Annotated in this window: 21 protein-coding genes; 18 read left to right on the plus strand and 3 right to left on the minus strand. The window is 48.3% G+C overall.

Annotated features, from left to right (window positions below):
- The first annotated feature begins 66 nt into the window (after positions 1–66).
- Both rnz and ACSR9A_RS17000 read left to right on the plus strand, forming a co-directional pair.
- Entirely contained in the window at positions 67–1,002 is a 936-nt protein-coding gene (rnz, locus tag ACSR9A_RS16995) for a ribonuclease Z (RefSeq protein ID WP_473758475.1), read from the plus strand.
- Between the two features lie 139 nt (positions 1,003–1,141).
- Positions 1,142–2,113, plus strand: a complete 972-nt coding sequence (locus tag ACSR9A_RS17000) for a metal-dependent hydrolase (protein ID WP_473758476.1) — start codon at positions 1,142–1,144, stop codon at positions 2,111–2,113.
- A 45-nt stretch (positions 2,114–2,158) separates the two neighbouring features.
- On the opposite strand, the gene ACSR9A_RS17005 is transcribed toward ACSR9A_RS17000, so the two are convergent.
- Positions 2,159–2,791: an SdpI family protein gene (locus ACSR9A_RS17005; protein ID WP_473758478.1), complete on the minus strand. Its 633-nt coding sequence runs from the start codon at positions 2,789–2,791 to the stop codon at positions 2,159–2,161.
- 42 nt (positions 2,792–2,833) lie between these two features.
- Positions 2,834–3,085 carry an autorepressor SdpR family transcription factor gene (locus ACSR9A_RS17010; RefSeq protein WP_341282991.1) on the minus strand — a complete coding sequence of 84 codons (252 nt, stop codon included), beginning with the start codon at positions 3,083–3,085 and terminating at the stop codon, positions 2,834–2,836.
- 196 nt (positions 3,086–3,281) lie between these two features.
- Between ACSR9A_RS17010 and ACSR9A_RS17015 the strand changes: the two genes are divergently transcribed.
- The 12 genes from ACSR9A_RS17015 to ACSR9A_RS17070 all read left to right on the plus strand — a co-directional run bounded on the left by ACSR9A_RS17015 (position 3,282) and on the right by ACSR9A_RS17070 (position 17,814).
- Complete coding sequence (locus ACSR9A_RS17015; RefSeq protein WP_473758479.1) at positions 3,282–5,567, plus strand: DEAD/DEAH box helicase; 2,286 nt, start codon at positions 3,282–3,284, stop codon at positions 5,565–5,567.
- A complete protein-coding gene (locus ACSR9A_RS17020; protein WP_473758481.1) occupies positions 5,564–7,018 on the plus strand; it encodes a ribonuclease H-like domain-containing protein in 1,455 nt (484 codons plus the stop codon). Before ACSR9A_RS17015 ends, ACSR9A_RS17020 begins: the two co-directional genes overlap by 4 nt.
- Entirely contained in the window at positions 7,008–7,820 is an 813-nt protein-coding gene (locus ACSR9A_RS17025) for a TIGR01457 family HAD-type hydrolase (protein ID WP_473758482.1), read from the plus strand. The genes ACSR9A_RS17020 and ACSR9A_RS17025 overlap by 11 nt, the downstream gene beginning before the upstream one ends.
- 39 nt (positions 7,821–7,859) lie before the next feature.
- Entirely contained in the window at positions 7,860–8,684 is an 825-nt protein-coding gene (locus tag ACSR9A_RS17030) for an Fpg/Nei family DNA glycosylase (protein ID WP_473758484.1), read from the plus strand.
- Between the two features lie 23 nt (positions 8,685–8,707).
- Positions 8,708–9,040, plus strand: coding sequence for a cyclic-phosphate processing receiver domain-containing protein (locus ACSR9A_RS17035; RefSeq protein WP_473758486.1), 333 nt, complete (start codon positions 8,708–8,710; stop codon positions 9,038–9,040).
- 30 nt (positions 9,041–9,070) lie between these two features.
- Entirely contained in the window at positions 9,071–10,093 is a 1,023-nt protein-coding gene (locus tag ACSR9A_RS17040; RefSeq protein ID WP_473758487.1) for an SAM-dependent methyltransferase, read from the plus strand.
- 75 nt (positions 10,094–10,168) lie between these two features.
- On the plus strand, positions 10,169–11,908 hold the full coding sequence (locus ACSR9A_RS17045; RefSeq protein WP_473758592.1) for a cache domain-containing sensor histidine kinase: 1,740 nt from the start codon (positions 10,169–10,171) through the stop codon (positions 11,906–11,908).
- Positions 11,909–11,918: 10 nt separating this feature from the next.
- A complete protein-coding gene (locus tag ACSR9A_RS17050) occupies positions 11,919–13,466 on the plus strand; it encodes a response regulator transcription factor (protein ID WP_473758593.1) in 1,548 nt (515 codons plus the stop codon).
- A gap of 130 nt (positions 13,467–13,596) precedes the next feature.
- Positions 13,597–14,916 (plus strand): ABC transporter substrate-binding protein, encoded by a 1,320-nt coding sequence (locus tag ACSR9A_RS17055; RefSeq protein WP_473758488.1) that lies wholly within the window; start codon positions 13,597–13,599, stop codon positions 14,914–14,916.
- 92 nt (positions 14,917–15,008) lie between these two features.
- Positions 15,009–15,911, plus strand: coding sequence for a carbohydrate ABC transporter permease (locus ACSR9A_RS17060; protein WP_445933737.1), 903 nt, complete (start codon positions 15,009–15,011; stop codon positions 15,909–15,911).
- Positions 15,912–15,913: 2 nt separating this feature from the next.
- Complete coding sequence (locus ACSR9A_RS17065; protein ID WP_473758489.1) at positions 15,914–16,750, plus strand: carbohydrate ABC transporter permease; 837 nt, start codon at positions 15,914–15,916, stop codon at positions 16,748–16,750.
- Between the two features lie 29 nt (positions 16,751–16,779).
- On the plus strand, positions 16,780–17,814 hold the full coding sequence (locus ACSR9A_RS17070) for a glycoside hydrolase family 88/105 protein (protein WP_473758491.1): 1,035 nt from the start codon (positions 16,780–16,782) through the stop codon (positions 17,812–17,814).
- 56 nt (positions 17,815–17,870) lie between these two features.
- Here the strand turns inward: ACSR9A_RS17070 and ACSR9A_RS17075 are convergent, their stop codons facing one another.
- Positions 17,871–19,121 carry an MFS transporter gene (locus tag ACSR9A_RS17075; protein WP_473758493.1) on the minus strand — a complete coding sequence of 417 codons (1,251 nt, stop codon included), beginning with the start codon at positions 19,119–19,121 and terminating at the stop codon, positions 17,871–17,873.
- A 340-nt stretch (positions 19,122–19,461) separates the two neighbouring features.
- On the opposite strand from ACSR9A_RS17075, the gene ACSR9A_RS17080 reads away from it, so the two are divergent.
- The 4 genes from ACSR9A_RS17080 to ACSR9A_RS17095 all read left to right on the plus strand — a co-directional run bounded on the left by ACSR9A_RS17080 (position 19,462) and on the right by ACSR9A_RS17095 (position 24,869).
- The gene (locus ACSR9A_RS17080; RefSeq protein ID WP_473758495.1) at positions 19,462–20,922 is read left to right on the plus strand and encodes a M14 family metallopeptidase; all 1,461 of its coding nucleotides are present in this window, start codon (positions 19,462–19,464) and stop codon (positions 20,920–20,922) included.
- A 461-nt stretch (positions 20,923–21,383) separates the two neighbouring features.
- Positions 21,384–22,940 carry an extracellular solute-binding protein gene (locus ACSR9A_RS17085; protein ID WP_473758497.1) on the plus strand — a complete coding sequence of 519 codons (1,557 nt, stop codon included), beginning with the start codon at positions 21,384–21,386 and terminating at the stop codon, positions 22,938–22,940.
- Between the two features lie 88 nt (positions 22,941–23,028).
- Positions 23,029–23,940, plus strand: a complete 912-nt coding sequence (locus ACSR9A_RS17090) for an ABC transporter permease (RefSeq protein WP_338556793.1) — start codon at positions 23,029–23,031, stop codon at positions 23,938–23,940.
- Between the two features lie 47 nt (positions 23,941–23,987).
- On the plus strand, positions 23,988–24,869 hold the full coding sequence (locus ACSR9A_RS17095; protein WP_473758499.1) for a carbohydrate ABC transporter permease: 882 nt from the start codon (positions 23,988–23,990) through the stop codon (positions 24,867–24,869).
- Positions 24,870–24,889: the final 20 nt, after the last annotated feature.

The raw sequence follows: 24,889 nt of genomic DNA on the forward strand, positions 1-24,889 counted from the left end.
CCGTAAAATCGTTTTTAACGATTGGCGGAGGCTTTATCCTATTTTTGAACAGGGGGCGGTAGGAGCATGGAAATTTGGTTTCTTGGAACAGGTGCGGGAAGGCCGTCGAAAGAACGAAATGTGACGTCGATCGCGCTGCGGCTACCAGAGCCAGATGGCGGGCTATGGATGTTTGATGCAGGCGAAGGAACTCAGCATCAAATGATGCGATCCCCGCTGAAAATGGGCAAGCTGAATGCTTTATTCATTACGCATCTGCATGGTGATCACACCTTTGGCATTCCGGGACTGCTTAGCACAAGGTCTTATTCCGGGGGCAAAGGTCCGCTCCATTTGTTTGGTCCTGTGGGCATTGAAGAGATGGTGCGAACCGCCCTGCGGCTGAGCGGAACCCATATTGATTACGAGCTGCTCATAACCGAGATCCAAGGGGATGGCGTTATTCATGAGGATGAGCGATTCGTTGTGGAAGCGTGGTCATTAGATCATCGCCTGCCCTGTTATGGCTACCGCCTGCTGGAGCGCGATTGTCCAGGCAAGCTTAATACAGAGCGTTTGAAAGCGCTTGGTGTTCCGTCAGGACCGCTATATGGCAAGCTCAAGCAGGGCGAGGATGTGGAGCTGCCAGATGGCACGAAGGTGCGTGCTGCTGATGTAGCTGGTGCACCATTGAAAGGCAGAATTATTGCGATTGCTGGCGATACCAGCCCATGCGCCAACATTGCCCGGCTTGCCGAAAATGCGGATTTGCTCGTTCACGAAGCGACGTTCGCGGCAGGACAGGAAGAGAAAGCGCATGAATATGGCCATTCGACGACGGTTGAAGCGGCGCAGGCTGCGAAGGATGCTGGGGTGCAGCAGCTTATTATGACGCATTTCAGCTCGCGTTTTATGCTTGAGGATATGCCGATGCTGAAGGAAGAGGCACAGCGTATTTTTCCGCAAGCGGAAGCGGCCTATGATCTGTTTCATGCTAAAATAGCGCGGCGCAGCGACTGCTAGTCATCAAGGGCTTTTGTTCAGCCTAATACACTACACCCAAGGTACCCCTTACGAAATCAACATATGCTGAAAATAATGCGTTGACATTAGCCCCGTATGATGGCTGTGAACAGCAGTTTACACATCGGGAGGCTGATTCGTGGTGGATACAGCAAGCCATTTATTGTTCGGCGCAACACTTGGGGGACTCGCGATGCTCGACCCTGCACTGGCTGCGCAGCCAGCCGCGATGCTTGCCGTATGTACAGCGACGCTGCTCGGCAGCCATGCACCGGATTTTGATACGGTGATGCGCTTAAAAGGCCAAGCGGCCTATGTTCGCTATCATCGCGGTATTACGCATTCGCTGCCTGCGCCCGCCATTTGGTCGTTGCTGGGCTTGCCAATTGCGTGGCTTTATGGCGTGCCGGAGCTCGCCTGGCAAGTTGTAGGCTGGATGTTCGTAGCGGTCTGTTTTCATGTTTTGCTGGATTTGTTCAATTCCTTTGGGGTGCAATGCGCTAGGCCTGTTTCGCAGAAATGGCTGCATTTAGATACGTTATGCCTATTTGATCCGTATTTGTTTGTACTGCATGCGTCAGGCTGTATTCTTTGGGCGTCAGGCATAGCCGTGCCAGGTCCGATGTTTGCCATTATTTACACCATAACGGTTTTCTACATCGGATGGAGGCTGCTAATAAGCCGAAAGATGAAGCGGCTGCTCAGGGAAAGCTTTGGCATCAGTACAGGCATAACGCTTGTACCATCGCTGCTTGGCTATAGCTGGCAGTTTACAGCAGACTGCGGCGACCATTATGCGGCGGGAACGGTTGCCGGGGGTTTGGTTACAATCGAGACGACAGTCAGCAAGTCGAATAGTACGGAGCTGGCTCCGGTCGTGCGTGCGGCGATGAATGAGGAAGGGGTAAAAGCTCTATTGTCTTTTTCCGAGCGGGTTCATGTGAATGTGCAGGAGAAGCAGGGTGGTTACGAAGTGACCTGGAGCGATGTGCGTTTTTGGAATAAGCAGCAAATGCCGTTTGGGGTAGCTGTGACGCTCGATGCAGATATGAAGGTGCTGAATCACCGACTAGGCTGGAATAAAAAAACGTGGGAGCCACCCCACGTTTAGTGAAATATTTTGAGAAAACGCACGGCAAGCGCTCTCCCAAGGGCGCTAATTTTTTTTGGCAACAAAGACCAGAGAGAAGACCGACAGGATGGATACGAGCACAACCACCGTCAGAAAGCTTATCAGCTGCAGCATGCCTGGCAGGAACACCGTCACAATAATGAGAAAGCCGCCCCAGAAAAATATTTTGGCCGAAAGCTGATGGGTTTTGCGCCACACTTGTTCGCTATTCAGAGTTAGCGGTGTTTTAATGCCGACAATGCGATTGGGCTTCATGCGCGGCAAGTAGTTCCCTATCGTAATGAACAAAATGCCGACAAACGGGATGACGACCATCTGAATATCAAGCTGGACGCCATAGCCATACGCGATGATGAAGCCTTGAATAGCGGCTAGGCCAAGCATCAGCACTTGGTTGATGGTATCGGTGCTTTTGATGGTGCTGGAGCTTGCAGCCAGCTTGGGGTCGATTTTCGGCAAATATTTAAATAACAGCATAAGCAGCACCATAATGGCCGGGATTAGAAATAGAGCAAACATTTTGCCGGCATACCGATCTGGTTCGCCAAATGCATTCCAATGTACGGGCAAGGTGTCAGGCAGAGAAGAGTAGGAGATTATCCCGGCAATAAAAGATAGTGCAACAATGAGCCAATTCCAAAGGTTCTTTTTCATCATTCATCGTTCCTTTCCAAGTCAGGTGGTTAATAAGTTAAGGTTTTATTGAAAAGAAGCAATCCATTTGAGCAAATCCTGAAAGACGGTCGTATTTAGCGAGTAGTAAATATGCTGGCCTTTACGCTCATCCGACACCAGCTCAGCTTGCTTAAGCAAGTTTAAGTGATGGGAAATGCTCGGCTTGGTCATTTGAAAATGGTCAGCAATTTCCCCCGCTGTCAAATCCCGCTCTTTCAATAAATCAAGTATTGTGCGTCTCGTCGGATCGGATAATGCTTTAAACGCCTGGTTAATCGACAATGAGGAGCTATCTCCTTTCGATATTTAGATAATTATCTAATAATCTAATATAATCACATTGTAATCGCCATGCCCCAAGCTGTCAATAAACGGATACCCAAAAAATAAAATTGCAGGCCGAACATGTATTCTTGTAAAATGTAAGAAACGAGTGGCCTTTATAAGTCAGGATACAAGGAGAGAAACAGTCATGAACCGCTGGACGGGAAAGACCTCGGGACTCGAGGAGTGGCTGGAGCTGCTGAAGCATGATCAGGACATAATGGATAATATCACCCATTGGCGGACCATTCCGCCGCGCGAGGCTAGTACTGCGGCATTGCCTGCGGATCTGCATCCGAAGCTTGCGGAAGCGCTGCGCACAAAGGGAATTGATGAACTATATACACATCAGGAGACGGCTTATCGGTTCGTACGAGAAGGCCATAGTATTGTAGCGGTTACCCCGACTGCCTCTGGCAAAACCTTATGCTATAACCTGCCGGTGCTCCAGTCATTATTAGAAGATGATGAAGGTCGAGCGCTGTATTTATTTCCGACGAAGGCGCTGGCGCAGGATCAGGTGGCCGAGCTTCAGATGCTTGCCGATCTGATGGACGTTGATCTCAAGACGAATACATACGATGGGGATACCCCTCCAACAGCGAGGCAAGTAATTCGCAATGCTGGACATATCGTCGTGACGAATCCGGACATGCTGCACTCGGCGATTTTGCCGCATCATACGAAATGGGTTAAGCTGTTTGAAAATATTAAATATATTGTGATCGATGAGCTACACGCATACAGAGGCGTGTTTGGAAGCCACGTTGCCAATGTGATCCGCAGGCTCAAAAGAATTTGCCGGTTTTATGGGTCGACCCCGCAATTTATTTGTGCATCAGCGACCATCGATAATCCCGCCGAGCATGCAGCAAAGCTAATAGGCGAGCCTGTGCGGCTCGTAGATAACAATGGTGCGCCGACGGGGGAGAAGCATTTTATATTTTACAATCCGCCTGTTGTGAACAGGCAGCTCGGCATTCGCCGCAGCAGTGTGCTGGAGACGAGGAAGCTGGCAGGCTTGCTGCTCCGCCAAGGCGTGCAGACGATAGTATTCGCCCGAAGCCGGGTGCGTGTGGAGCTGCTGCTGACCTATTTGCAGGACATCATTAAAGACAAGCTTGATGCGAAAACCATCCGCGGCTATCGCGGTGGATATTTGCCCAAGCTGCGTCGGGAAATTGAACGCGGTCTGCGCAGCGGTGAAATTCGCGGCGTCGTAAGCACAAATGCGCTGGAGCTCGGTATTGATATTGGGCAGCTGCAAGCTTGCGTGCTGAACGGTTATCCGGGCACAGTAGCAAGCACCTGGCAGCAATCGGGACGTGCGGGACGCCGCCAGGGCAGCGCGGTTACTTTTTTAGTGGCAAGCAGCAATCCTTTGGATCAATATATGATTCAAAATCCTGACTTTTTTTTCAATCGGCCGCCGGAGCGTGCGCTTATTCATCCCGATAATTTACTTGTGCTCATTGACCATGTGAAATGTGCGGCATATGAGCTTCCTTTTGAAGAAGGAGAGAAATTTGGGGAGGAATCGCTTGCGGACATGATGGAGTTTTTAACGGAGGAAAAGGTGCTGCACCGTGCGGGCAGCCGCTGGTATTGGATGGAGCAATCGTTTCCCGCCCATAACATTTCGCTGCGCTCCGCGGCGCAGGAAAACTTTGTCATCATTGACATGACCGAGGGCAGCCGCGTACTGGGCGAAGTCGATCGCTTCAGCGCACCAACGCTTATTCACGAAGAAGCGATCTACATTCACGAGGGCGTGCAGTATCAGGTCGAGAAGCTGGATTATGCAGAGAAGAAAGCTTATGTGCGCAAAGTCGATGTCGATTATTACACCGATGCGAATCTCGCAGTAGAGCTGAAGGTGCTATATGTAGACAAAGAGCGCGAATCGGGCGAGCTGACGCGGCAGTACGGCGAGCTGGCGCTGAATGCGAAGGCGACGATTTTCAAAAAAATTCGGCTGAGAAGCCATGAAAATATTGGCTCAGGTCCGATTCATTTGCCGGAGGAAGAGCTGCATACGAGCGGATACTGGTTCTCGTTCAGCGAAGAGGCTGCAGCGCGCAAAAGCAAAAATGAAATGCAATATGCACTGCTGGGCATTGCGAATGTATTGGTTCATATTGCACCGCTTTATCTCATGTGCGATCCCTATGATATTCGCGTCGTGCCGCAGGTGAAGGCTGTGCATACTCAGAAGCCGACGATTTATTTTTATGACAGGTATCCAGGCGGCATAGGACTGAGTGAAAGATTGTTTGAGGTGCATGATGAACTGATCCGGCAGGCAAAGTCACTCATTCGCGGCTGTACTTGCTTGAGTGGCTGCCCTGCTTGTGTCGGACCGATTGAAGAGGTTGGACTGCTGGGCAAGGAGCAGGCACTAAAGCTTCTGGAAGAAGCGGAGGGAAATACATGAGCAGTTTGCGAGAGCGAATGAATCGCCTGCGCAGCAGCGCAGCTGGAGCGGCAAGCAGCACAGGCGGAGCACCGGAAGGTGCAGGGGAGCAGCCCTCTCGAGAGCTTGATTTAGAAGCCTCTCTAGAAGGCTCCCTAGAAACCTCGATAGAAGGAAATAAAGAAACCAATGTACTAGCCAATAGCAAAATGCATGAACTTGACGCTTCCCATACTGCCAATATGGATGGCGCTATTTTGGAATCAGAAACAGAAGCAGGCGCCGAGCAGCTTCCCGAGAGCTGGCTTGCTATGGGCGTCAAGCTGCAAACCAATGAAGTCGGCACCTTCTTGCTGCGTGAAGTGAAATATGCTGCCGCTCATCAGCATGGCATTCACCGGCTCTCGGAGCTCAAGGAGGCGAGCAAAGGGCTATCTGCTTTTCACGGGGAGCAGATTGGCGCCGAGCACTTGCTCATTCTGGATTTGGAGACGACCGGCCTCGGAGTCGGGACAGGCAATGTGCCGTTTATGGTCGGTATCGCCTACTGGCAGGAACAGCAGTTCATAGTAGAGCAGGCGCTAATTCGCCATCCGGCAGAGGAACGGGCGATGCTGGCCTATTTGAAGGAAAAGCTGACGGCCTATGCGTATCTGGTAACGTACAATGGAAGAACGTTCGATTGGCCCGTTATGCTGAACCGATTTATCTTGAATGGCTTTGGCAGCAAAGTTTGGGCGCCGCTGCATCTGGATTTTCTTCATCCTGCACGAAGCGTTTGGCGCAATACGCTTGCTTCCTGCAGGCTTAGCCATGTGGAGGAAGAGCGGCTTGGCATCGAACGTGTGGATGATGTGCCGGGCTCGCTTGCCCCGCAGCTGTATTTTCAATATTTAGCCGATCAAAATCCGGAGCCGCTGGCAGGCGTATTCCGCCATAATGAAATCGACATGCTTTCTCTTGCAAGCTTGGCGATTCGTTTTGGGCATTTGCTTAATGGCGAAGCGGGCTGCGGCCCGCTTCCGATGCCGGAAGAGCCGGAGGAAATTGTGCGAACAGGGCTGTGGCTCGAGAAGATGGGACAGGCGGAGAAGGCAGAACGCCTATTCGCGGTGGCGGAGCAGCTTCCGGGCATGACGCTTAATGCTTTGCTGCTGCTCGCTGCACGTGACAAGAAGGCTGGAAATTGGCGGCGAGCTGTGTTATTGTGGCAGAAGGCTGTAATGTTGCCGCTCAAATTTGGGGCAAGCGACGACAGTGCCTTTATCGAGCTCGCTATGTATTACGAACATAAGCTGAAAGATTATGAATCGGCTTTATTATATGCGGACGAAGCGCTGCAGATGGCGCTTAGCCATCCGCTTCGGGGGCGTCAGACTGCCAAGCAGCGGGCGGAGCTTGCAGAGCTTCGCAAGCGGTCATTGCGCTTGCAGGGCAAGATAGGAAGGAAGCTGGGGAATCATGGGACATAATTTGCCTGAAATGAGAGGCTTGCTCATCGATCTCGATGGCACGCTTTATCATGGAACGAGAAGAATTGATGGTGCAGACGCCTTGCTGCGCAAGCTTAAAGAGCTGAATCTTCCTTACCGCTTCGTTACGAATAATTCCTCGGCCACGCCGGAAGATGTAGCGGAGCGGTTGAACAGGATGGATATTCCGGCGGAAGCGCAGGATGTGTGCACATCGGCGCAGGCTGCTGCTGAATATGTGGCTTCGGTAAAGCCGGGGGCTTCTGTTTTTGTTATTGGAGAGGCAGGTCTGCGCGCGGCTATTGTAGAAGCGGGCTTGCGGCTAACGGAAGAACAGCCGGATTTTGTTATTCAAGGTATTGACCGAGAGCTTAGCTATTCGAGGCTTTCACTTGCGGTTCGCTATATTCATGGCGGAGCTCCGTTTATTTTAACGAACCCGGATTTGCTGCTTCCTTCAGAGGGCGGTTTAATGCCGGGGGCTGGTTCAATTGGAGCGCTGCTGCAAGCAGCAGGGGGCAAGGAGCCGATTGTCATTGGCAAGCCTTCATCTATTTTGATGGATTATTCTTTAAAGCAATTGGGTCTTCCGGCTGCGGATACTTGGGTAATCGGTGACAATCTAGCTACGGATATTGCGGCTGGCCGCGCTTCGGGCTGTGGGTCGCTGCTCGTGTTGACAGGACTTACAACAGAGAAAAATTATAAGCACTATTCGGAACGCGCGGGCTGCGAACCGGATAAAATATGTAGAAATTTAGATGAGCTGATCTCTTATATTACGGAAACTGCAAACAGCTGACATAGGGATAGCGTATAGACAGGAAGGAAGCGAACAGCAATGCCGGAATTGCCGGAAATTGAAAATTATCGCGTTTTATTAACAGAACGGCTCGCAGGAGACCGAATTACAGGAGTGCAAGTGCTGCAAGAGAAGCTTCTAAATGTTTCTGCTGAGCAGTTTGAAGAGGCGCTTACGAATAGAACGATCTGGTTTGTCGAGCGTCGTGGCAAGCATCTGCTGCTGCATCTTGATAACGGCAAACGTTTGCTTGCGCAGCTCGATGCTGGAGCGTCGCTGTTTTATGGGCAAGGTGATGAACGCCCGCAGAGCGAGGCGCAAGTTGTCATTCAATTGGAAACGGGAAGCCTTTATGTTGTAGGAATGCGGCAGGGCTTCGTGCATCTTTTATCAGTAAAGGAGACTGGGCAGGTGCTGGCAGAATTGGGGCCAGATCCTTTGGATAAAAGGCTGACGCTTGAAAAGTTTATCCAGTTGTTCCGTAAAAAACGCGGAGCATTGAAGGCCGCGCTGGCTGATCAGCAGGTGATTAGTGGAATCGGTTCCTTTTATGCCGATGAGATTGCATACACTGCCGCTGTGCGGCCAGATATCAAAATTCCGCTTATTCAGGAAGAGGCATGGAAGCGTCTATATGAGGCGATGCACGCAGTATTGAAAGAAGCGGCGGGTAAGGGAGGCAGCGTGGAGCAGCCACTTACTATGGACGACAAGCTGACAGGCGGCTATTACACACAGCGCCGTGTTTATGAGCGTGCGGGGGAAGCATGCGGAACTTGCGGTACCCCAATTGAAGTAGTTGGCACTGCTGCGCGCAAGGCATTTGTATGTCCTTCCTGCCAGCCGGAGCAAGAAGAAAGCTAAAGTCGCGAACGGGGGAATCGTTCATGATTCATCTTTTTTTAGACGATTACAGGCATTGCCCAAAAGGGTTTGTACTGGCTTTGACAGCTCAGCAGTGCAAACAAATCATTGACACGGAAGACATTGATATTTTATCCCTTGATTATGATTTAGGCTGGAACCAGGATACGGGTGCGGAGGTTGTTCGCCATATGGTGAGCACGGGCCGTTATCCGAAGCAGGTTTTCCTGCACACCTCCAGCGCAGCAGGGCGGGTACAAATGTACCAGATGCTGTGCGCTAATGCACCGAAGGAAACGAAAGTGCATAATGGGCCGATGCCGTTCTCGCTGCTGGAGGAAATTGCTTCATTGTAAAGGTTTGTGTGATGTTAGGGAGGTGGCGTTATGAGCCGGTGGATTGGTACGGCTAATCAAGGATATGCTGCCTATGCGGTAGAAGAGCTGAGGCGTTTATTAGGCCAGCTGAAAGTGACACAGCTTGCGGCTGGTGAAGTGTTTTTATTTGAAAGCCCGCTTTCAAGGGAAGAAACCTTGGAAGCGGTTCAGCGGCAGCTGCCGATTTTTTTGCGGCATTTGCAGCCGGTTGATCGCGTCATTGAGACGAGCGGCAATGCGGATGATTTGGAAGAGCTGTCCAGAGTTGTGCGGAATGCGCAGCTTTCTTTTGTGGACAAGCAGGTATCGATTCATTTGCGTAAGGCGAAGATAACCGTCTACCCGTATTCTGCAGCGGATACGAAAGCGGTGCTGGATGCGGTACTCGAAGAAATCGGTGCCGAATCAGCGAGGCAAAAGCCAGATATGATTATTGCGATATACGCAGCAGCTAGTCAGCTTTATGTAGGCTGTGGCACACCAGGCGAGATGTTGTCTGATTGGCCGGGTGGCGCTGTGCGTTTTCAACGGGAGGAAGGACAAATTTCCCGTGCAAAGTTCAAGCTGCTTGAAGCGGAGCGGGAGTTCGGCCTGAATTATGAAACATTCCAGCAAGCGCTGGATATAGGTGCAGCACCGGGAGGCTGGACATCGCTGCTGCTGGAGCGTGGCCTTCGAGTAACGGCCGTCGATCCTGGCGAGCTGCATCCTTCGTTGAATGGACATTACGCTTTGACTTATCATAAGCGTAATGCGTCGGATGTGAAGCTGCCCGCAGAAGCCTATGATTTGCTCGTCTGCGATATGAGCTGGAGCCCCATGCAAATGAGCAGGCTCGTGCTTGACCTGCAGCAGTCATTGGCGCGTGAAGCTACAGCGATTATTACAATTAAGCTTATGCACCGCAAGCCGCTGCAAACGATTCGAGATGTGTCAGAGCGGCTCAGCTCCGCTTTTACGATTGAGAGGGCAAAGCAGTTGTTCCACAATCGCGACGAAATTACATTGTATTTAAAGTATCGCAAGGCCTAAAAATAGAAGCAATAGGTGATGAGCGCTCCAACCGGGGCGCTTATTGTCGATAAGGGGGCAGTTCCTTTGCGTAATATGAGAGCGCTTTATGCGAATTTGCGTATTAAACATAAGCTGTTCCTTCTCCTCTCCGCCGTCCTCCTAACCGTTGCGGTTCTTGGCGGCGTTCTTCAGCAGTATGCCTTCGACATCTACGATCAGAAAATCTATGAGCAATCTGCCAAAGCGTTAAGTCTCTCTGCAGTAACCATTGAGAATGAGCTTCGAAAAATCGAGCAGTTGTCCTATACGATTGCAACAGACACCAAAGTACAGGAATATTTGCGGACCATTAAGAGCGGTGGAACAGAATATGATAATTACGTGCTTCAAGTCAATATTCAGGACCGCGTCGTTAATTTAGGTGGTTTGGATAAATACATTCATTCCGTTCAGCTATATGATGTGCATGACAAGGCATATGCAACCGGCGTGCGAACGATAAATTTATCCAGTGCAAGACTGGAACGGCTTAAGCTGGAGACGAAGCGAAATGAAGGGGGCAATACGTGGGTGGCGCCTGGCGAAAGTGACAGTGCGTTGTCGGCAGCCCGTGAAATTCGCAGCTATAAAAATTTGGATATGGATTATTTAGGCACCATTGTTGTGCGCGTAGATGCGGTTAAGTTGTTTCATGACTTGTCAGCCGGACTTGACAGCAGTGGAGCCAATATGATGATTGCCAGAGGTGCGGAATTAATATATCCGGACAATGCTATTTTTTCCATTGAAGAGCTCTTAAGTTTGACAGCAGGCTCCAGTGGATACCGCATTATGGAGCGGGAAGGCAATTCCTTTTTTGTCACCTACGTCGCTTCCAATCGAATGAATTGGTATTATTATACAATCATCTCGTTTGATGATATTTTTCGCAATTTAGTATGGGTCAAAAATTTCGTTATTGCGGCTTTTGGCTTGCTGTTTATTATATCGGGCATATTTGCGCTGCGGGTTGCTAATGGCATCACCAAGCCGATTGAACGGCTTAACGCCAATATGAAGCGCATTCAATTGGGGTATTTCGATTATGTAGAGGCCCCGGCGGAGCGGGCGCTTGCGATGGATGAGGTAGGCCAAATGCAGCGAAACTTCCGTATTATGGTCGAGCGAATCAATGAGCTCATTCATGAAAACTATGTCAAGCAGCTCGCGATCAAGGATACGCAGTTCAAGGCGCTGCAGGCGAACATTAATCCGCATTTTTTGTACAATACGCTGGATTCGATTAACTGGAGCGCTAAAATGAGCAATCAGCTGCAAATTTCACAAATGGTGGAGGCGCTCGGCTCCTTGCTTCGCACGTCGATTAACTTGAAAGAGTCGATTATTCCACTGCGGACGGAGCTGGAAATCGTCAATCATTACATTACGATTCAAACGTTTCGTTTTGAGGAGCGCCTTGATTTCAAGCTTGATGTTCCGGCTGAACTGCTCACTTGTGGCTTGCCAAAGCTGGCGCTGCAGCCGCTGATTGAAAATGCCATTCATTATGGATTGGAAGAAATGATTGACAGCTGTACCATTAGCATTCAGGCTTATACAGAGGAAGAGTACCTGTATATCGTTGTACGGGATAACGGGCCTGGCATGGAGCAGGCGTATGCAGATAAGCTGTTAAGCGGCGAAGTGCAGACGAAAGGAACTGGGCTTGGACTGCGAAATATTGATGAGCGTATTAAGCTGTTGTATGGCGAGGAATATGGCCTTCATGTGAGCAGCCAGCCGAATGAAGGGGCGGCGGTCAGCCTGAAGCTGCCTTACGAAAGGAAGGATTAGCTTGTTCAAAGTGCTGTTGGTAGACGATGAACGTATTATTTTGGAAGGAATTTCACAAATTGTTCCGTGGACAAGCTCTGGGGCAGAGTTAATCGGCACAGCCAGGAATGGCCTGGAAGCGTTGACTTTCATGGAAGAACAACTGCCTGATATTATTATTTCAGATATCAAGATGCCAGGCATGGATGGTCTTCAGCTCGTAGAACGGGTGAAAGAGCTGTATCCCCAAATTGCATTCATTTTGCTTTCTGGGTTTAGTGAATTTGACTATGCACGTACTGCGATGACTTATGGGGTCAAGCATTATTTACTTAAGCCTTGTAATGAGACGAAGATTACGGAGGCGCTTACTGAGGTTATCGAAGAACTCCAGTCGCAGCTCACGCAGCATCAATTCGTTCAAACGATTCAAAGCGAGCTGACCAGAGTGCTTCCCCATGCGAAAGCGCAATTTCTTAAAGAGCTGGTTACGAATAAAACATATGGCAAGCGCGATTGGGATACGTACCGCCGGATGTTTCATATTACGCATGAGACTTTGCCAATCAGGCTCATATTGATGCAGGTGGAAGGAATGTTTGAATACGAGCATATTTTTGCGCTGACGAACATTGCCGAAGAAAAGCTTGGCGAGGAGATTGTTCTGCTTAGTACAACGATTGGTCGTCACGTCCTGCTGCTTATTCAGGAAACGGAGCAGCAGGAGCAGCTGTTCTCCCGGCTATCGGGCATGAAGTGCACCTTCACTGATTTTTATAAGCTTGAAACGACGATTGCCGTCAGCGGCGCCGGGGAAATTACCGATGCACGCAAAATGTACCGCGAGACGCTTGAATGCCTGAACTTCCGCTTTCATGTAGGGGAGGGGGCGATTATTACGCCACAGGATCTTTCAACCGCAGCAGCGGCGCGGCTTTCGAGCTTTGACTATGACGAGGAGCAGCTCGGCATGGAGCTTAAAGCAGGAAACTGGGAAGCCGCGAGCGAGGAGCTGGGCCGTTTTTTTCAATTGCTCGCCGATCAGCGCATGGATACGGTGCTGACGAAATCATATGTCATTCCGCTCTTCGTTTCGATTGCTCGGCAAAGTACACCGGAACGCTTAAACGATTATTTGCAAATGCTGGCACGGCTTGATGAGCTGGAGACGCTGAAGGCTATTGAAGCTTTCGTGAGTCAGGCGGCTAAAGATATCTGCGAGGCGAATTTTGATTCATTTTCCAGCAAGCAATCGACGGTTATTAAAAAGATGATAGAGGTTATCGCATCGAACATAGCTGATCCGGCATTGTCACTCAACTGGGTAGCCAATGAAATTTTATATATGAATGCTGATTATTTAGGCAAGCTGTTCAAAAAGGAAACGGGCGAGCGTTTTTCAGCCTACGTCATGAAGCTGCGTGTGGAGAAGGCGATGGAGGAAATTGTGCGGACGGAGGACGTTAAAGTATTCGAGCTGGCGGAGCGTTTCGGCTTCGGTGACAACCCGCAATATTTCAGCCAAGTTTTTAAAAAACATACCGGCTACACGCCATCCGACTACAAGAGATCACTATAACCGTATAGTGATCTCTGTTTTTTTAACAAAAAAAGCGGTTTTCTTTATTAAGAAAACGCATACAAAACGCTATAATTTGATTTGTAAGCAAGATAAATAATCACTAAGAAGAAATAAGGGGGAATACGAAATGAAGAAGCAAGCTAAAAAAGTTGTTCTCGCCCTCATGGCGTCCGCACTCATGCTGGCTACCGCTTGTGGCAGCAACGCAGGAACGAATTCGGAAACAGGCACAAATACAGGTACGAACAGCGGTGGCGGCGACAAGCCGATAACGCTTCGCATGTCATGGTGGGGCTCTGAAACACGTCACGAATACACGAAAAAAGTTATTGATCTTTATAAAACAAAAAATCCAAATGTAACGATTGAAGTGGAATATGCAAACTACGATGACTATTGGAAAAAAATCGCTCCGCAAGCGGCAGCTAATGAGCTTCCAGACATTATGCAAATTGATACTGGCTATTATGCACAGTATGCAGGTAAAGACCAGCTAGCAGACCTGACACCGTACTTCGGCAAAGAAATTGATGTAACAAACATTTCTGAAAATGCTTTGAACGGTGGTAAATTGGGCGAGGGCGTGTATGGGATGAACCTTGGCGTCAACTCTCTAGGTTTCCATTACGATCCGGCAACACTTGCTAAAGCTGGTGTAGACAGCATCCCGGAAAATTGGTCGTGGGATGATTATCTGTCCATGGCGGCGAAAGCGAAAGAGAACGGCATTTACATCGACGGTGGCATGCGGGCAGAAGTATTCTTCGGCTACTACCTCCGTACAGTTGGCAAGAAGCTTTATAATGAAGCAGGCAATGGACTAGGCTATGAAGATGACCAATTGTTCGTAGACTTCTTTGGCAAACTGGCGGATCTCGTGAAATCCGGCGCAGCGCCAACTCCAGATACACTCGCTCAAATTAAGGGTGTTGAGGATGATATGACGGTAAAAGGCACGCAAGTCGGCGTGTGGCAGTGGTCCAACCAGTTTGTTGCCCTTCAGCAAGCGGTGAACCGTCCGATGAAAATTGCTTCAATGCTGAACCCAGGCGCTAAAGAAGGCTTGTACCTGAAGCCAAGCATGTTCTTCTCGATTTCCAAAAACTCGAAAGCGAAGGAAGAGGCAGCTAAATTTATCAACTTCTTCGTTAACGATGCAGATGCAAACAAGCTGATTCTCGGCGAACGTGGCGTTCCAGTATCCAGTGTTATTAAAGAAGAGCTTAAACCGCTATTGTCCCCAGAGCAAGTTCAAGTATTTGATTATGTAGCTTGGTCGGAAGAAAACAGCTCCCCAATGGATCCAGTTGATCCTATCGGTGCTATCGAAGTATTTGCATCGCTGAAAAGCTTGACGGAGCAACTGAACTACGGACAAATTTCGGCAGAGGATGCTGCTAAGAAATTTAGAAGTGAAGCAGAAAACGTTTTGAAGAAAAATAAATAAAAGTTGGAAAAGCGGGCGATGGCGCTTATAAGACGGCCCATCGCCCTTCCCTTAAACCGACTTAATAGACTTCACTAGGAGCAGGAGCTGGTATGATGAAATCATTGTCCTTGCGTAATAATCTCGTTGGCTATACCTTTATATCTCCGTTTGTCATTGGCTTTCTCATTTTCACCCTTATACCTGCGGCTGCGTCCCTTTATTTCTCCTTTACGGATTATGATTTGCTGTCCGCGCCGAGCTGGATAGGGCTTGAAAATTATACTTCTATGTTTACCTCGGATGACCGCTATATGCAATCGCTTAAGGTGACGATGCTTTACGTGTTTCTGGGTGTTCCACTGCGGCTGATTTTCGCTTTATTCGTCGCTATGATCTTGAATACAACCTCGAAAGCTGTCGGGTTATATAGAACGGTGTATTATTTGCCTTCAATTATTGGAGGAAGCGTCGCAGTATCGATTATGTGGCGGAACTTGTTCGGTGATCAAGGGGTTATCAACGTGATGCTGAACTCGATAGGAATAGACAGCGTGCGCTGGTTCGGTGATCCCAATGCCGCATTGTTTATGCTCGTAACACTATCGGTATGGCAGTTTGGTTCTTCCATGTTGATTTTCCTAGCGGGGCTGAAAAATATCCCGACTGAATTGTATGAAGCATCCGGTGTTGATGGTGCAGGCTTCTTTACAAAGTTTTTCCGCATCACTTTGCCAATGCTGACTCCGATTATTTTGTTCAATCTGATTATGCAATTAATTAGTGCTTTCATGACCTTCGTTCCAGCCTACATTATTTCCAAAGGCGAGGGCGGTCCGCTAGATGGCACGCTGCTGTATTCCTTGTATCTGTTCCGTCAAGCCTTCGTATTCTTCGATATGGGTTATGCATCGGCTATGGCATGGGTTATGCTCATCATCGTTGGTGTTTTGACAGCGGCAGTATTCGCAACATCCAAGCTATGGGTTCACTATGAAACAGAAGGAGGCCGCTAAATATGATACTTAAAAAATTCAAGTGGCCGATTTATCACATTTTTGTTGGTCTGCTGGCGATCGTTATGGTGTATCCTGTTATTTGGCTGCTCATGAGCTCCTTTAAGCCTAGTAATCTTATTTTTACAACATCGAGCTCACTCATTCCTGATCCATGGATTTGGAGCAACTACGTTACGGGATGGATTGGATCCTCTGGACAATCTTTCATGAGCTTTATTACAAACTCGCTGGAAATCGTTATTCTCTCTACGATTGGAGCGGTATTGTCTTCCGCTTTTATCGCCTTTGGCTTCGCACGTCTGCAATTTAAGGGTAGAGCGATCTGGTTCGCTGTTATGATGGTTACGCTTATGCTGCCACATGACGTAGTACTTGTTCCGCAATACATTATGTTCTCCAAGCTAGGCTGGATTGGTACGATTTCGCCAATTGTTGTCCCTCAATACTTCGGTGTTCCATTTTTCATCTTCCTGATGGTTCAATTTATTCGGACCATTCCAAGAGAGATGGATGAAGCAGCTACGATTGACGGAGTTGGGAAGTTTGGATTGTTTTTACGGATTATTCTGCCGCTCATTATTCCGGCTCTGGCAACCGCTTCGATCTTTTCCTTCTACTGGCGTTGGGAAGATTTAATGGGTCCGTTGCTTTACCTGAATAAACCAAGCGCTTATACCGTATCACTCGGCTTGAAAATGTTCCTCGACAGCGAAAGTGTATCCAACTGGGGTGCCATGTTCGCGATGTCGATCGTAAGCTTGATTCCGGTGTTAGGTGTATTCTTCTTATTCCAGCGTTATATTGTAGAAGGAATAAGCACAAGCGGGTTGAAATAGCAATCATGCATAATGAGGAGACGAGTGAAATGCCAAAGCTGCAATTTGATGAACAGCATTTACGTGAAGTAATCGATAAAGTCGTAGACCGTACGTTTCGTATGGATTTTGGCTGGGATTGGCCCGGCGGCGTCGCATTTTTCGGTGTATGTGAAGCTTATGAGGCAACGGGGAATGAAAAATACTTAACGCTGCTAAAAGAATGGGTAGACGAGAAGCTTGAGGACGATCTTCCTAAGCTTTCGGTTAATGGCGTATCCATTGGCCACGCTCTCATTACGTTGTATAAGGCAACCGATGACCGTAAGTATTTAGATATTGCAATTAAAATGGCAGATTATTTGCAAAACGATGCGGTACGGTTTGCCGAAGGCATTTTTCAGCATACGGTTAATTCTGAAACCTACAATTTCCCTGAGCAGGCATGGGTCGATACGATGATGATGGCAGGCTACTTCCTCATTCGTATGGGCGAGCTTCTGGGACGGGAAGATTATTTGGAGGACGGACTGCTGCAATATCATGGACATGAGCGTGTATTGCAAGACCCTGTCAGCAACTTGTATTATCATGGCTGGGATAATATTGCACAAAACCATATGTCGAGCATTTTCTGGGCACGCGGCAATGGCTGGGCTGCGCTTACGATGGCCAAAGCACTTCCGCTCATTGCCGTACAGCACCCATCCTTTATGATTATTGAAGGGTCGCTGCGAGATCAGGCAGCTACGCTAGTGCGCCTGCAATCAGAGAAGGGACTCTGGCATACGATTGTGACCGACCCTACCTCCTATGAGGAAACATCCGGTTCGGCAGGCATCGGGGTAGGCTTGTTCACTTTCGGGTCGCTGTACAATAAATACATCCAGAAGTCGATTGACGGCATTTTGGAGCAAATTACTGAAGATGGCGCAGTACAAGGTGTATCGGCTGGTACGGCTGTTATGAATGATGCGGAAGGCTATAAAGGAGTATCCTGTAAACGGATTCAAGGCTGGGGCCAAGGGCTAACACTCGCTTTCCTAGCAACGGTGCTGCAATCTAAAAAACGTGAGTTTTCATAGCAGCAAAAAACGCTTCTCCACTTAAGGTGGGGAGGCGTTTTTTACGATCTGCTTATTTACTCAGTCAAAGCCTTCTCTGCCACAGGCTCAATTCCGCTCTGCAGCTTAAATAATGGAAGGAGAATGGCTACACCTACAAGGAAAAATAATCCTGCAATGATGTACATAGGCATGAGCGAAATGGCATTTTTCATTAAACCCGATAACATCATCGTAATGACCATTGAGCCCATGAACATCGGAGTTAAAATGCCATTTACACGGCCGATAAAGGATTCCTTCGTATTTTGTAAAATCAAAGTATTAATGCCAATTTGGATGCATGGCAGCGCAAATCCGCTTATAAACTGAAGACCAAGCGTGAACCAGTAATCCTTCGATAGTCCCATAGCGATCATTGCTAAGCTGTCGACCGTCATGCCAAGCGCCAAAAGCTTCTGCGGGGATAGTTTGCTGGAGAAGCTCATCGCAAGGACGCCGCCGATAATCATGGCTATGCCGTTCACTAATAGAAACCACTGCAAATAATCCTCCGGTTTCCCAAGCCGCTCCGTAATAAGGAAAATGCCCATTGGTTGAATTAAGCCGAGGCCAAGTCCAGCAGCAATGAAGCCGCCGCCGAGTGTACGCAGTATTTTACTTGACCATACGTAACGGAAGCCGGCCTTAATGTCCTCCAGCACCCGGGAATTTTGCTGCTCCCCAGCATCGTCTCGATCACGCGGCAGGAAAGCTAGCGAAGCAGCAGATAATAGAAAGGCTGCTCCCATTACACCAATGGCCGTCTCGATGCCGTAACTTTGGTAGATAAATGTCCCAACGACGGGGCCGAAAATCATAAATACGGCGAACAGCGTTTGATACAGTGACATTCCCGTCTGCACTAAATGCTCAGGCACATGCAGCTTGAACAGCTTCATGCCAGCAGGCTGAGAAAATTGAGACAAGATGGCTGAAACTAATGTGGCAAAAAAGACAGCATGCCAAGTCCCATTTTCCATGGCGAATAGCACGGCTAGAATGGATAGGGCGCTTAACAGGTCGCACCATACCATCGTTTTCTTGGGTCGCCAGCGGTCTGCGAACGTCCCGCCAATAAACGAAAATACGAAGATGGGCGCGAATTCCGCTACGGAGATGAGCGACACGGCAAATGCATCATCATTAGTCATTTTTTTCACATAAAGCAAAACCGCGATATTCCGTACCCAGATGCCGATTTGCAAAAATAAAGTGGACATCAATATCGCTTGCACAAATCGATTGCTTAACAGCGAAAATGCTGAAGCAGGTTGATTGGCTATCATCGTTTTCACCTTTCCTTTTTCACTTTTTTTAAAATATAAGAATTTATAAGTTTTCACGTATAAATTGTGCTTATATTTCTCGGACTGAAACGCGCTGTGCCGCCAGAGGACGGCGACAGCCGTTTCACCTTGAGCAGCGTTGTATTCAATGGGAATTTTACAGGACATTCCAAGGTGTAAAAAGGCTCGCTAGAATGAAAGATTACTCCGCCTTAAGACGGATAAATGGTATATCCATAAGTATATTATTTTGTAAATCTAGCAGGTAAATATAGTATTTTTGTCGAAATTCCATGGATGATGTTGAAATCTATCGAATAAAGACAAGGGGCTCGTTTACATGCATTTGTTTTTGAGAAAAAGAACGTTTTTATTGCTGCTTATTTTAGCGGTTGTACTGCCTACTTTAATAGCAGCGAGTGGAGGGGGCTCCAAGCAAGCAATTGTAAATCCAAAGCAGCTCTACAGCTATGAATTAATGACGAGTGATATCAAGAAGCTCGCCACTGCATATCCGGAGCTGATCCGTTATCGAAGCATCGGAAAAAGTGAATATGGGCGCGAGCTGTGGGTGATGGAGATTGGCAACGGCCCCGTCAATGTCTTGCTGAATGCATCCCATCATGCAAGGGAATGGATCACGACCATTACGGTGATGAATATGGCGGAGACGATGGCTGCAAGTGCAGCTAAGCGGGGAGTGTGGAAGCAGCTTAATACGGCTGATTTATTCGACCATATCACGTTTCAAATTGTGCCTATGGTTAATCCCGATGGCGTTACCCTCCAACAAAAGGGATTAGCTGCTTTTCCGCAGCAGGATCATGCCGAATTAATCAAAATGAACAAAAATAGCCGCGATTTCAAACGCTGGAAGGCCAATGGCAAAGGCATTGATTTGAACAGGCAGTATCCCGCCGATTGGGAAACGATTCGCCAAGCCGAATATGCGCCTTCCTATAAAAATTATAAAGGCAAAAAACCGCTGCAAGCGAAAGAAGCCCAGCTTATGTACAATTTCACAAAGCAGCTAAAACCGGAAATCGCGATATCCTATCATTCATCGGGTGAAATTATATTTTGGAATTTTAAGACGAAGGCATCCAATTTGCCAAGGGACCGGGCATTTGTTCAAGCTTATGCAGCGATGACCGGCTACCGGGCGGTAGCTCCGGAAGCGAATCCTTCGGGAGGAGGCTTTACCGATTGGTTTATTACCGAGTTCGGAAAGCCAGCGCTTACACCAGAAATCGCTCCTGCTGTAGGAGAGACGAATGTGCCGCTAAGCTACTGGGATCGGATCTGGAAGCAGCATAAGGATACGATGTGGCTTATTGGGACGACAGCTTACGAACAAGCGATGCTGAGCGAAAAAGCAAAGAAAGCATCTGCCACCATTGAACTGACCTCGCCTGCAGCAACTTATCGTTTTCCCGTTCTGAACCGGGAGACAGCTAACAGCGTTAAAGCAGGTGTCTACAAGGTGACGAGGGAAAAAGGAAGCTGGTATGAGATCCAGATAAGCGGGCAAGGGAGCAGATGGATAGCTAAAAGTATTGCAATGCCGTGGAGCAAGCCGGCGCCGACTCCAACCCCGACACCGATACCGACTGCAAGTCCAGAGATGACTCCTTCTTCACCGAGTCCGACAGCATCGATCGTGACGGAGCCATCAGTCGAGTCAACGCCAACGGCTGACCCAGCAACCGAAACCCCGAATGTGGAGGAAACACCAACGGGTGCGGAAGCTGCGGGAGCGAGCGCTGTTCCAACACCGATTCCAACACCAAGCTCAACTTGAAAGTGATACTATTCAAGGTGAAACGGCTGTCGCCGTCCTCTGGCGGCGAGGCGCGTTTCATTCCGAGAAATATAGAGAAAGGATGAAAAAATCATATCCTTTCCTATATTTCAAGGTGAAACGGCTGTCGCCGTCCTCTGGTGGGGCGGCGCGTTCATTCCGAGAAATATAGACCGAGGATAGAAAAATTATATACTTTCCTATATTTTTAAAAAGCATGCAGGGAGCAATCGAGCTACACCCTGCATGCTTTTTTGCTGCCCTTTTTTTGGCGGAAAAAGGGCTGGATTTAGGGCATAACCGCTATAATCCTCAACTCACATTTGGCTGTAACCCTTGCGCCACAAGGGATTGCGCCATAACATATGGCGTGGTGATTATAGGCAAACTGCCCCAGCGGGGTATACGATAAAAGGGTAACAAGAGCACCTAAATGAATTCCAAATTCGGGAGGTCAAAGCATGAGAAAGAAACAAATGGTATCAACATTTCGCGTCTTGTGTACAACGACATTAGCAGGCTGTATTTTGGCAGGTTGTGCATCAGGCTCAGGCGTGAACGAGGGAAGCGCTACATCAGGCACTAATCAAGGAGGCGCACCTACGAGCGAAGCACAAGCTCCTTTTAAACTGACAATAATGACAAACTTGCATACACCCGAAGTTCCTACAGATGCGATTGAGAAATTGCTAGAGGAAAAAACGAATACGGATTTGACGATTAACTGGGTACCAGATGGCAGCTATGAAGAAAAACTGAACTCGTCATTTGCAACGGGCTCCTTGCCTCAGGCTGTATACATGAAAAATCAGACCACCTACATTCTATTCCGCGACGCGATTCGCAATAACCAATTTTGGGAAATTGGTCCCTTCATTAAGGACTATCCAAACTTAAGCAAGCTCGATGAGCTGGTTGTGAAAAATACAGCAGTAGACGGCAAAACGTATGCTATCTATCAAGAGCGTCCGCTATCGCGTCAAGGCATTATTTTCCGCAAGGACTGGGCGGATAAGCTAGGTCTGGCAGCACCAAAAACGACGGATGAGCTGTACAATATGCTGAAGCAGTTTAAGGAAGGCGATCCGGATGGCAACGGCAAGGCGGATACGATGGGCCTGACCGACCGCAGCGATTTGGTGTATGGCGCATTCAAGACGGTTGCCTCGTATTTTGGCACACCAAACAACTGGGGCTTGGCAGACGGCAAGCTGCAGCCGGAATTTATGTTCTCGCAGTATAAAGAAACGATGGATTTCTTCAAGAAGCTGTATGACGAAGGCCTAATCAATAAAGACTTCCCGGTTACGAGCAAGGAAGATCAGCAGAATCTAGTCATTACAGGAAAAGCGGGCATGTACATTGGCTCGATGGCGGATGTGCAAAGCTTGCACCAGAAAACCGTGGAAATTAATCCAAACGCCCTTTACGATGTAGCGAATCACATTAGCGGACCGAACGGCGATGCGGGTATTTGGTCGATTCCAGGCTACGGAAACTTAGTATTGTTCCCGAAATCAGCGGTTAAATCGGAAGAAGAGCTGAAAAGCATTTTAGCTTTCTATGACAAGCTGATGGAGCCAGAGCTGGCCAATCTCGTGAAATGGGGAGTTCCAGACAAGCATTACACGCTCGTAGAAGGCGGCTTAGTGCAAAAGGTCGAAGATACGAAGATGACAGACCGCGAGCAAAAGCCTTACGAAATTTTGCAAGTGGGCGGCGAAAGCACGATTGATATGCTGCGTGCCTACAACAAGCTTCCAGCTAAAGCAAAAGCAGAGGAGCTCATTATCGAAAACAACAGCATGCTGATTAACGATCCAACAGCGGCGCTTGATTCCAAGACATTTGGCGAGAAGGGCGTAGAGCTTCAGCAAATTATTAATGATGCGACGTACCGCTATATTTTGGGCAATCTGGACGCGGCAGGATTTGATGGCGAAATCGAGCGTTGGAAAAAAGGCGGCGGCGAGAGCATTATCGCTGAATACAATGAATCTTTAGCTAAATCGCAATAGGAATAGAACTCCTGTAAAACAGGGAACCGAAAGGATGTTTCACATGAGCAGCAACTCAGCTTCAGCAGTAGCAGCCGTTAAGCCGGACATGAAGAAGCATGACCTTCGCCGGCGTATATTGAAAAATAAAGCAATCTACCTCATGATTTTGCCGGGACTGCTGTATTTCGTCTTATTCAAATACTTCCCCATGTGGGGGCTTGTGATCTCCTTCCAGGAATACCGTCCATACGACGGTATTCTCGGAAGTGATTGGGTAGGCTTCAAGCATTATCAGCGCCTGTTTACCGAACCGATGTTTTGGACTATTTTTCGCAATACGATCGTCTTGTTTCTGATGAACTTAATTTTCTTTTTCCCGGTCCCCATCATACTTGCGATCTTATTAAATGAAGTAAGACTGCAAGCCTTCAAGCGTTTTGTACAAACGATTGTGTACATTCCGCATTTTATGTCCTGGGTTATCATCGTATCGATTTCTTTCGTCATGGTTACGATGGATGGCGGTATGATTAATGAGGGGCTTGATGCGATGGGCATGCAGAAAATCAACTTTCTGCTAAGCGATGAATGGTTCCGGCCAATGTACATTTTGCAGGTCATCTGGCGTGAAGCCGGCTGGGGAACGATTGTGTACCTGGCGGCCATTGCGGCCATCGATCCGCAGCTGTACGAGGCATCGCGGATGGACGGTGCCAACCGTTTCCGCCAAATTTGGCATATTACATTGCCGTCAATCCGCAGCGTTATTGTAATCCTGCTCATTTTGAAAATTGGCGATGTCCTGGAGCTGGGATTTGAGCATGTGTATTTGCTGCTTAACGCGATGAACCGGAATGTGGCGGAAATCTTTGATACGTATGTGTATACAGCGGGGCTCAAACAAGGGCAGTTCAGCTACAGCACCGCGGTAGGCTTCTTCAAATCCTTCGTCGGTTTAGTACTGGTAATGTCCGCGAACTGGCTGGCCAAAAAATTCGGCGAAGAGGGCGTATATTAAGCTCTACGTTTGCCGCCGAAGCAACATCTTGAGGAGGAAAGGCTATTATGGTGCATGACAAAACGATTGGCGGCCGCTTATTTGATGGCGCTGTCTATGTAATATTATTTTTAGTTGCGTTAGTGACGATTCTTCCTTTCCTGCATATTATTGCTGGATCGCTAACGACAGTTGATGAGCTTGCGCAAAAGCGGTTCGTCCTGTTCCCAACGAAAATTAGCTGGGATGCGTATGCCTATATTTTCTCAACGAATACCATTTTTCGCAGTATGCTGGTTTCGATTGGGGTTACTAGCTTTGGTACGCTGTTCAGCATGATACTTACGTCACTGATGGCCTATGGCTTGTCTCGACGTGATTTGGTTGGTCGCAAGCAGATCATGTTTATGATTGTGTTTACGATGCTGTTCAGCGGCGGGATGATTCCGACCTTCATCGTCGTCAAGTCGCTAGGCATGATTGACAGCTATGCGGCGCTTATTGTGCCAACGGCTATTAATGCGTTTAACCTGATTATTTTGCGCAGCTTCTTTCAAAACTTGCCGGATGGTCTGGAGGAGTCGGCAAAAATCGATGGCTGCACGGATTGGGGCATTTTATTCCGTATTGTCATTCCGCTCTCCATGCCGGCGATTGCAACGATTTCCCTCTTTTATGCCGTAACGTATTGGAACACTTATTTGCCGGCGATTTTGTACATTGATAGTGCTGATAAGTGGCCGATTCAAGTATTACTGCGGCAAATTGTTATTTTGGCAAGCGGATTGACGGCGGATTCTTCGGGCTTCTCGGGTGATTTCGTTACGCCTCCAGATCAGACGATCAAAATGGCCGTCATCGTGGTAGCGACCGTTCCGGTATTGCTCGTATATCCATTTTTGCAAAAGTATTTTGATAAAGGCGCTTTACTGGGCTCGGTGAAGGGGTAGTCTGCCTGCAGACACTTCCC

The organism is Paenibacillus sp. R-74696 (genome assembly GCF_055814915.1).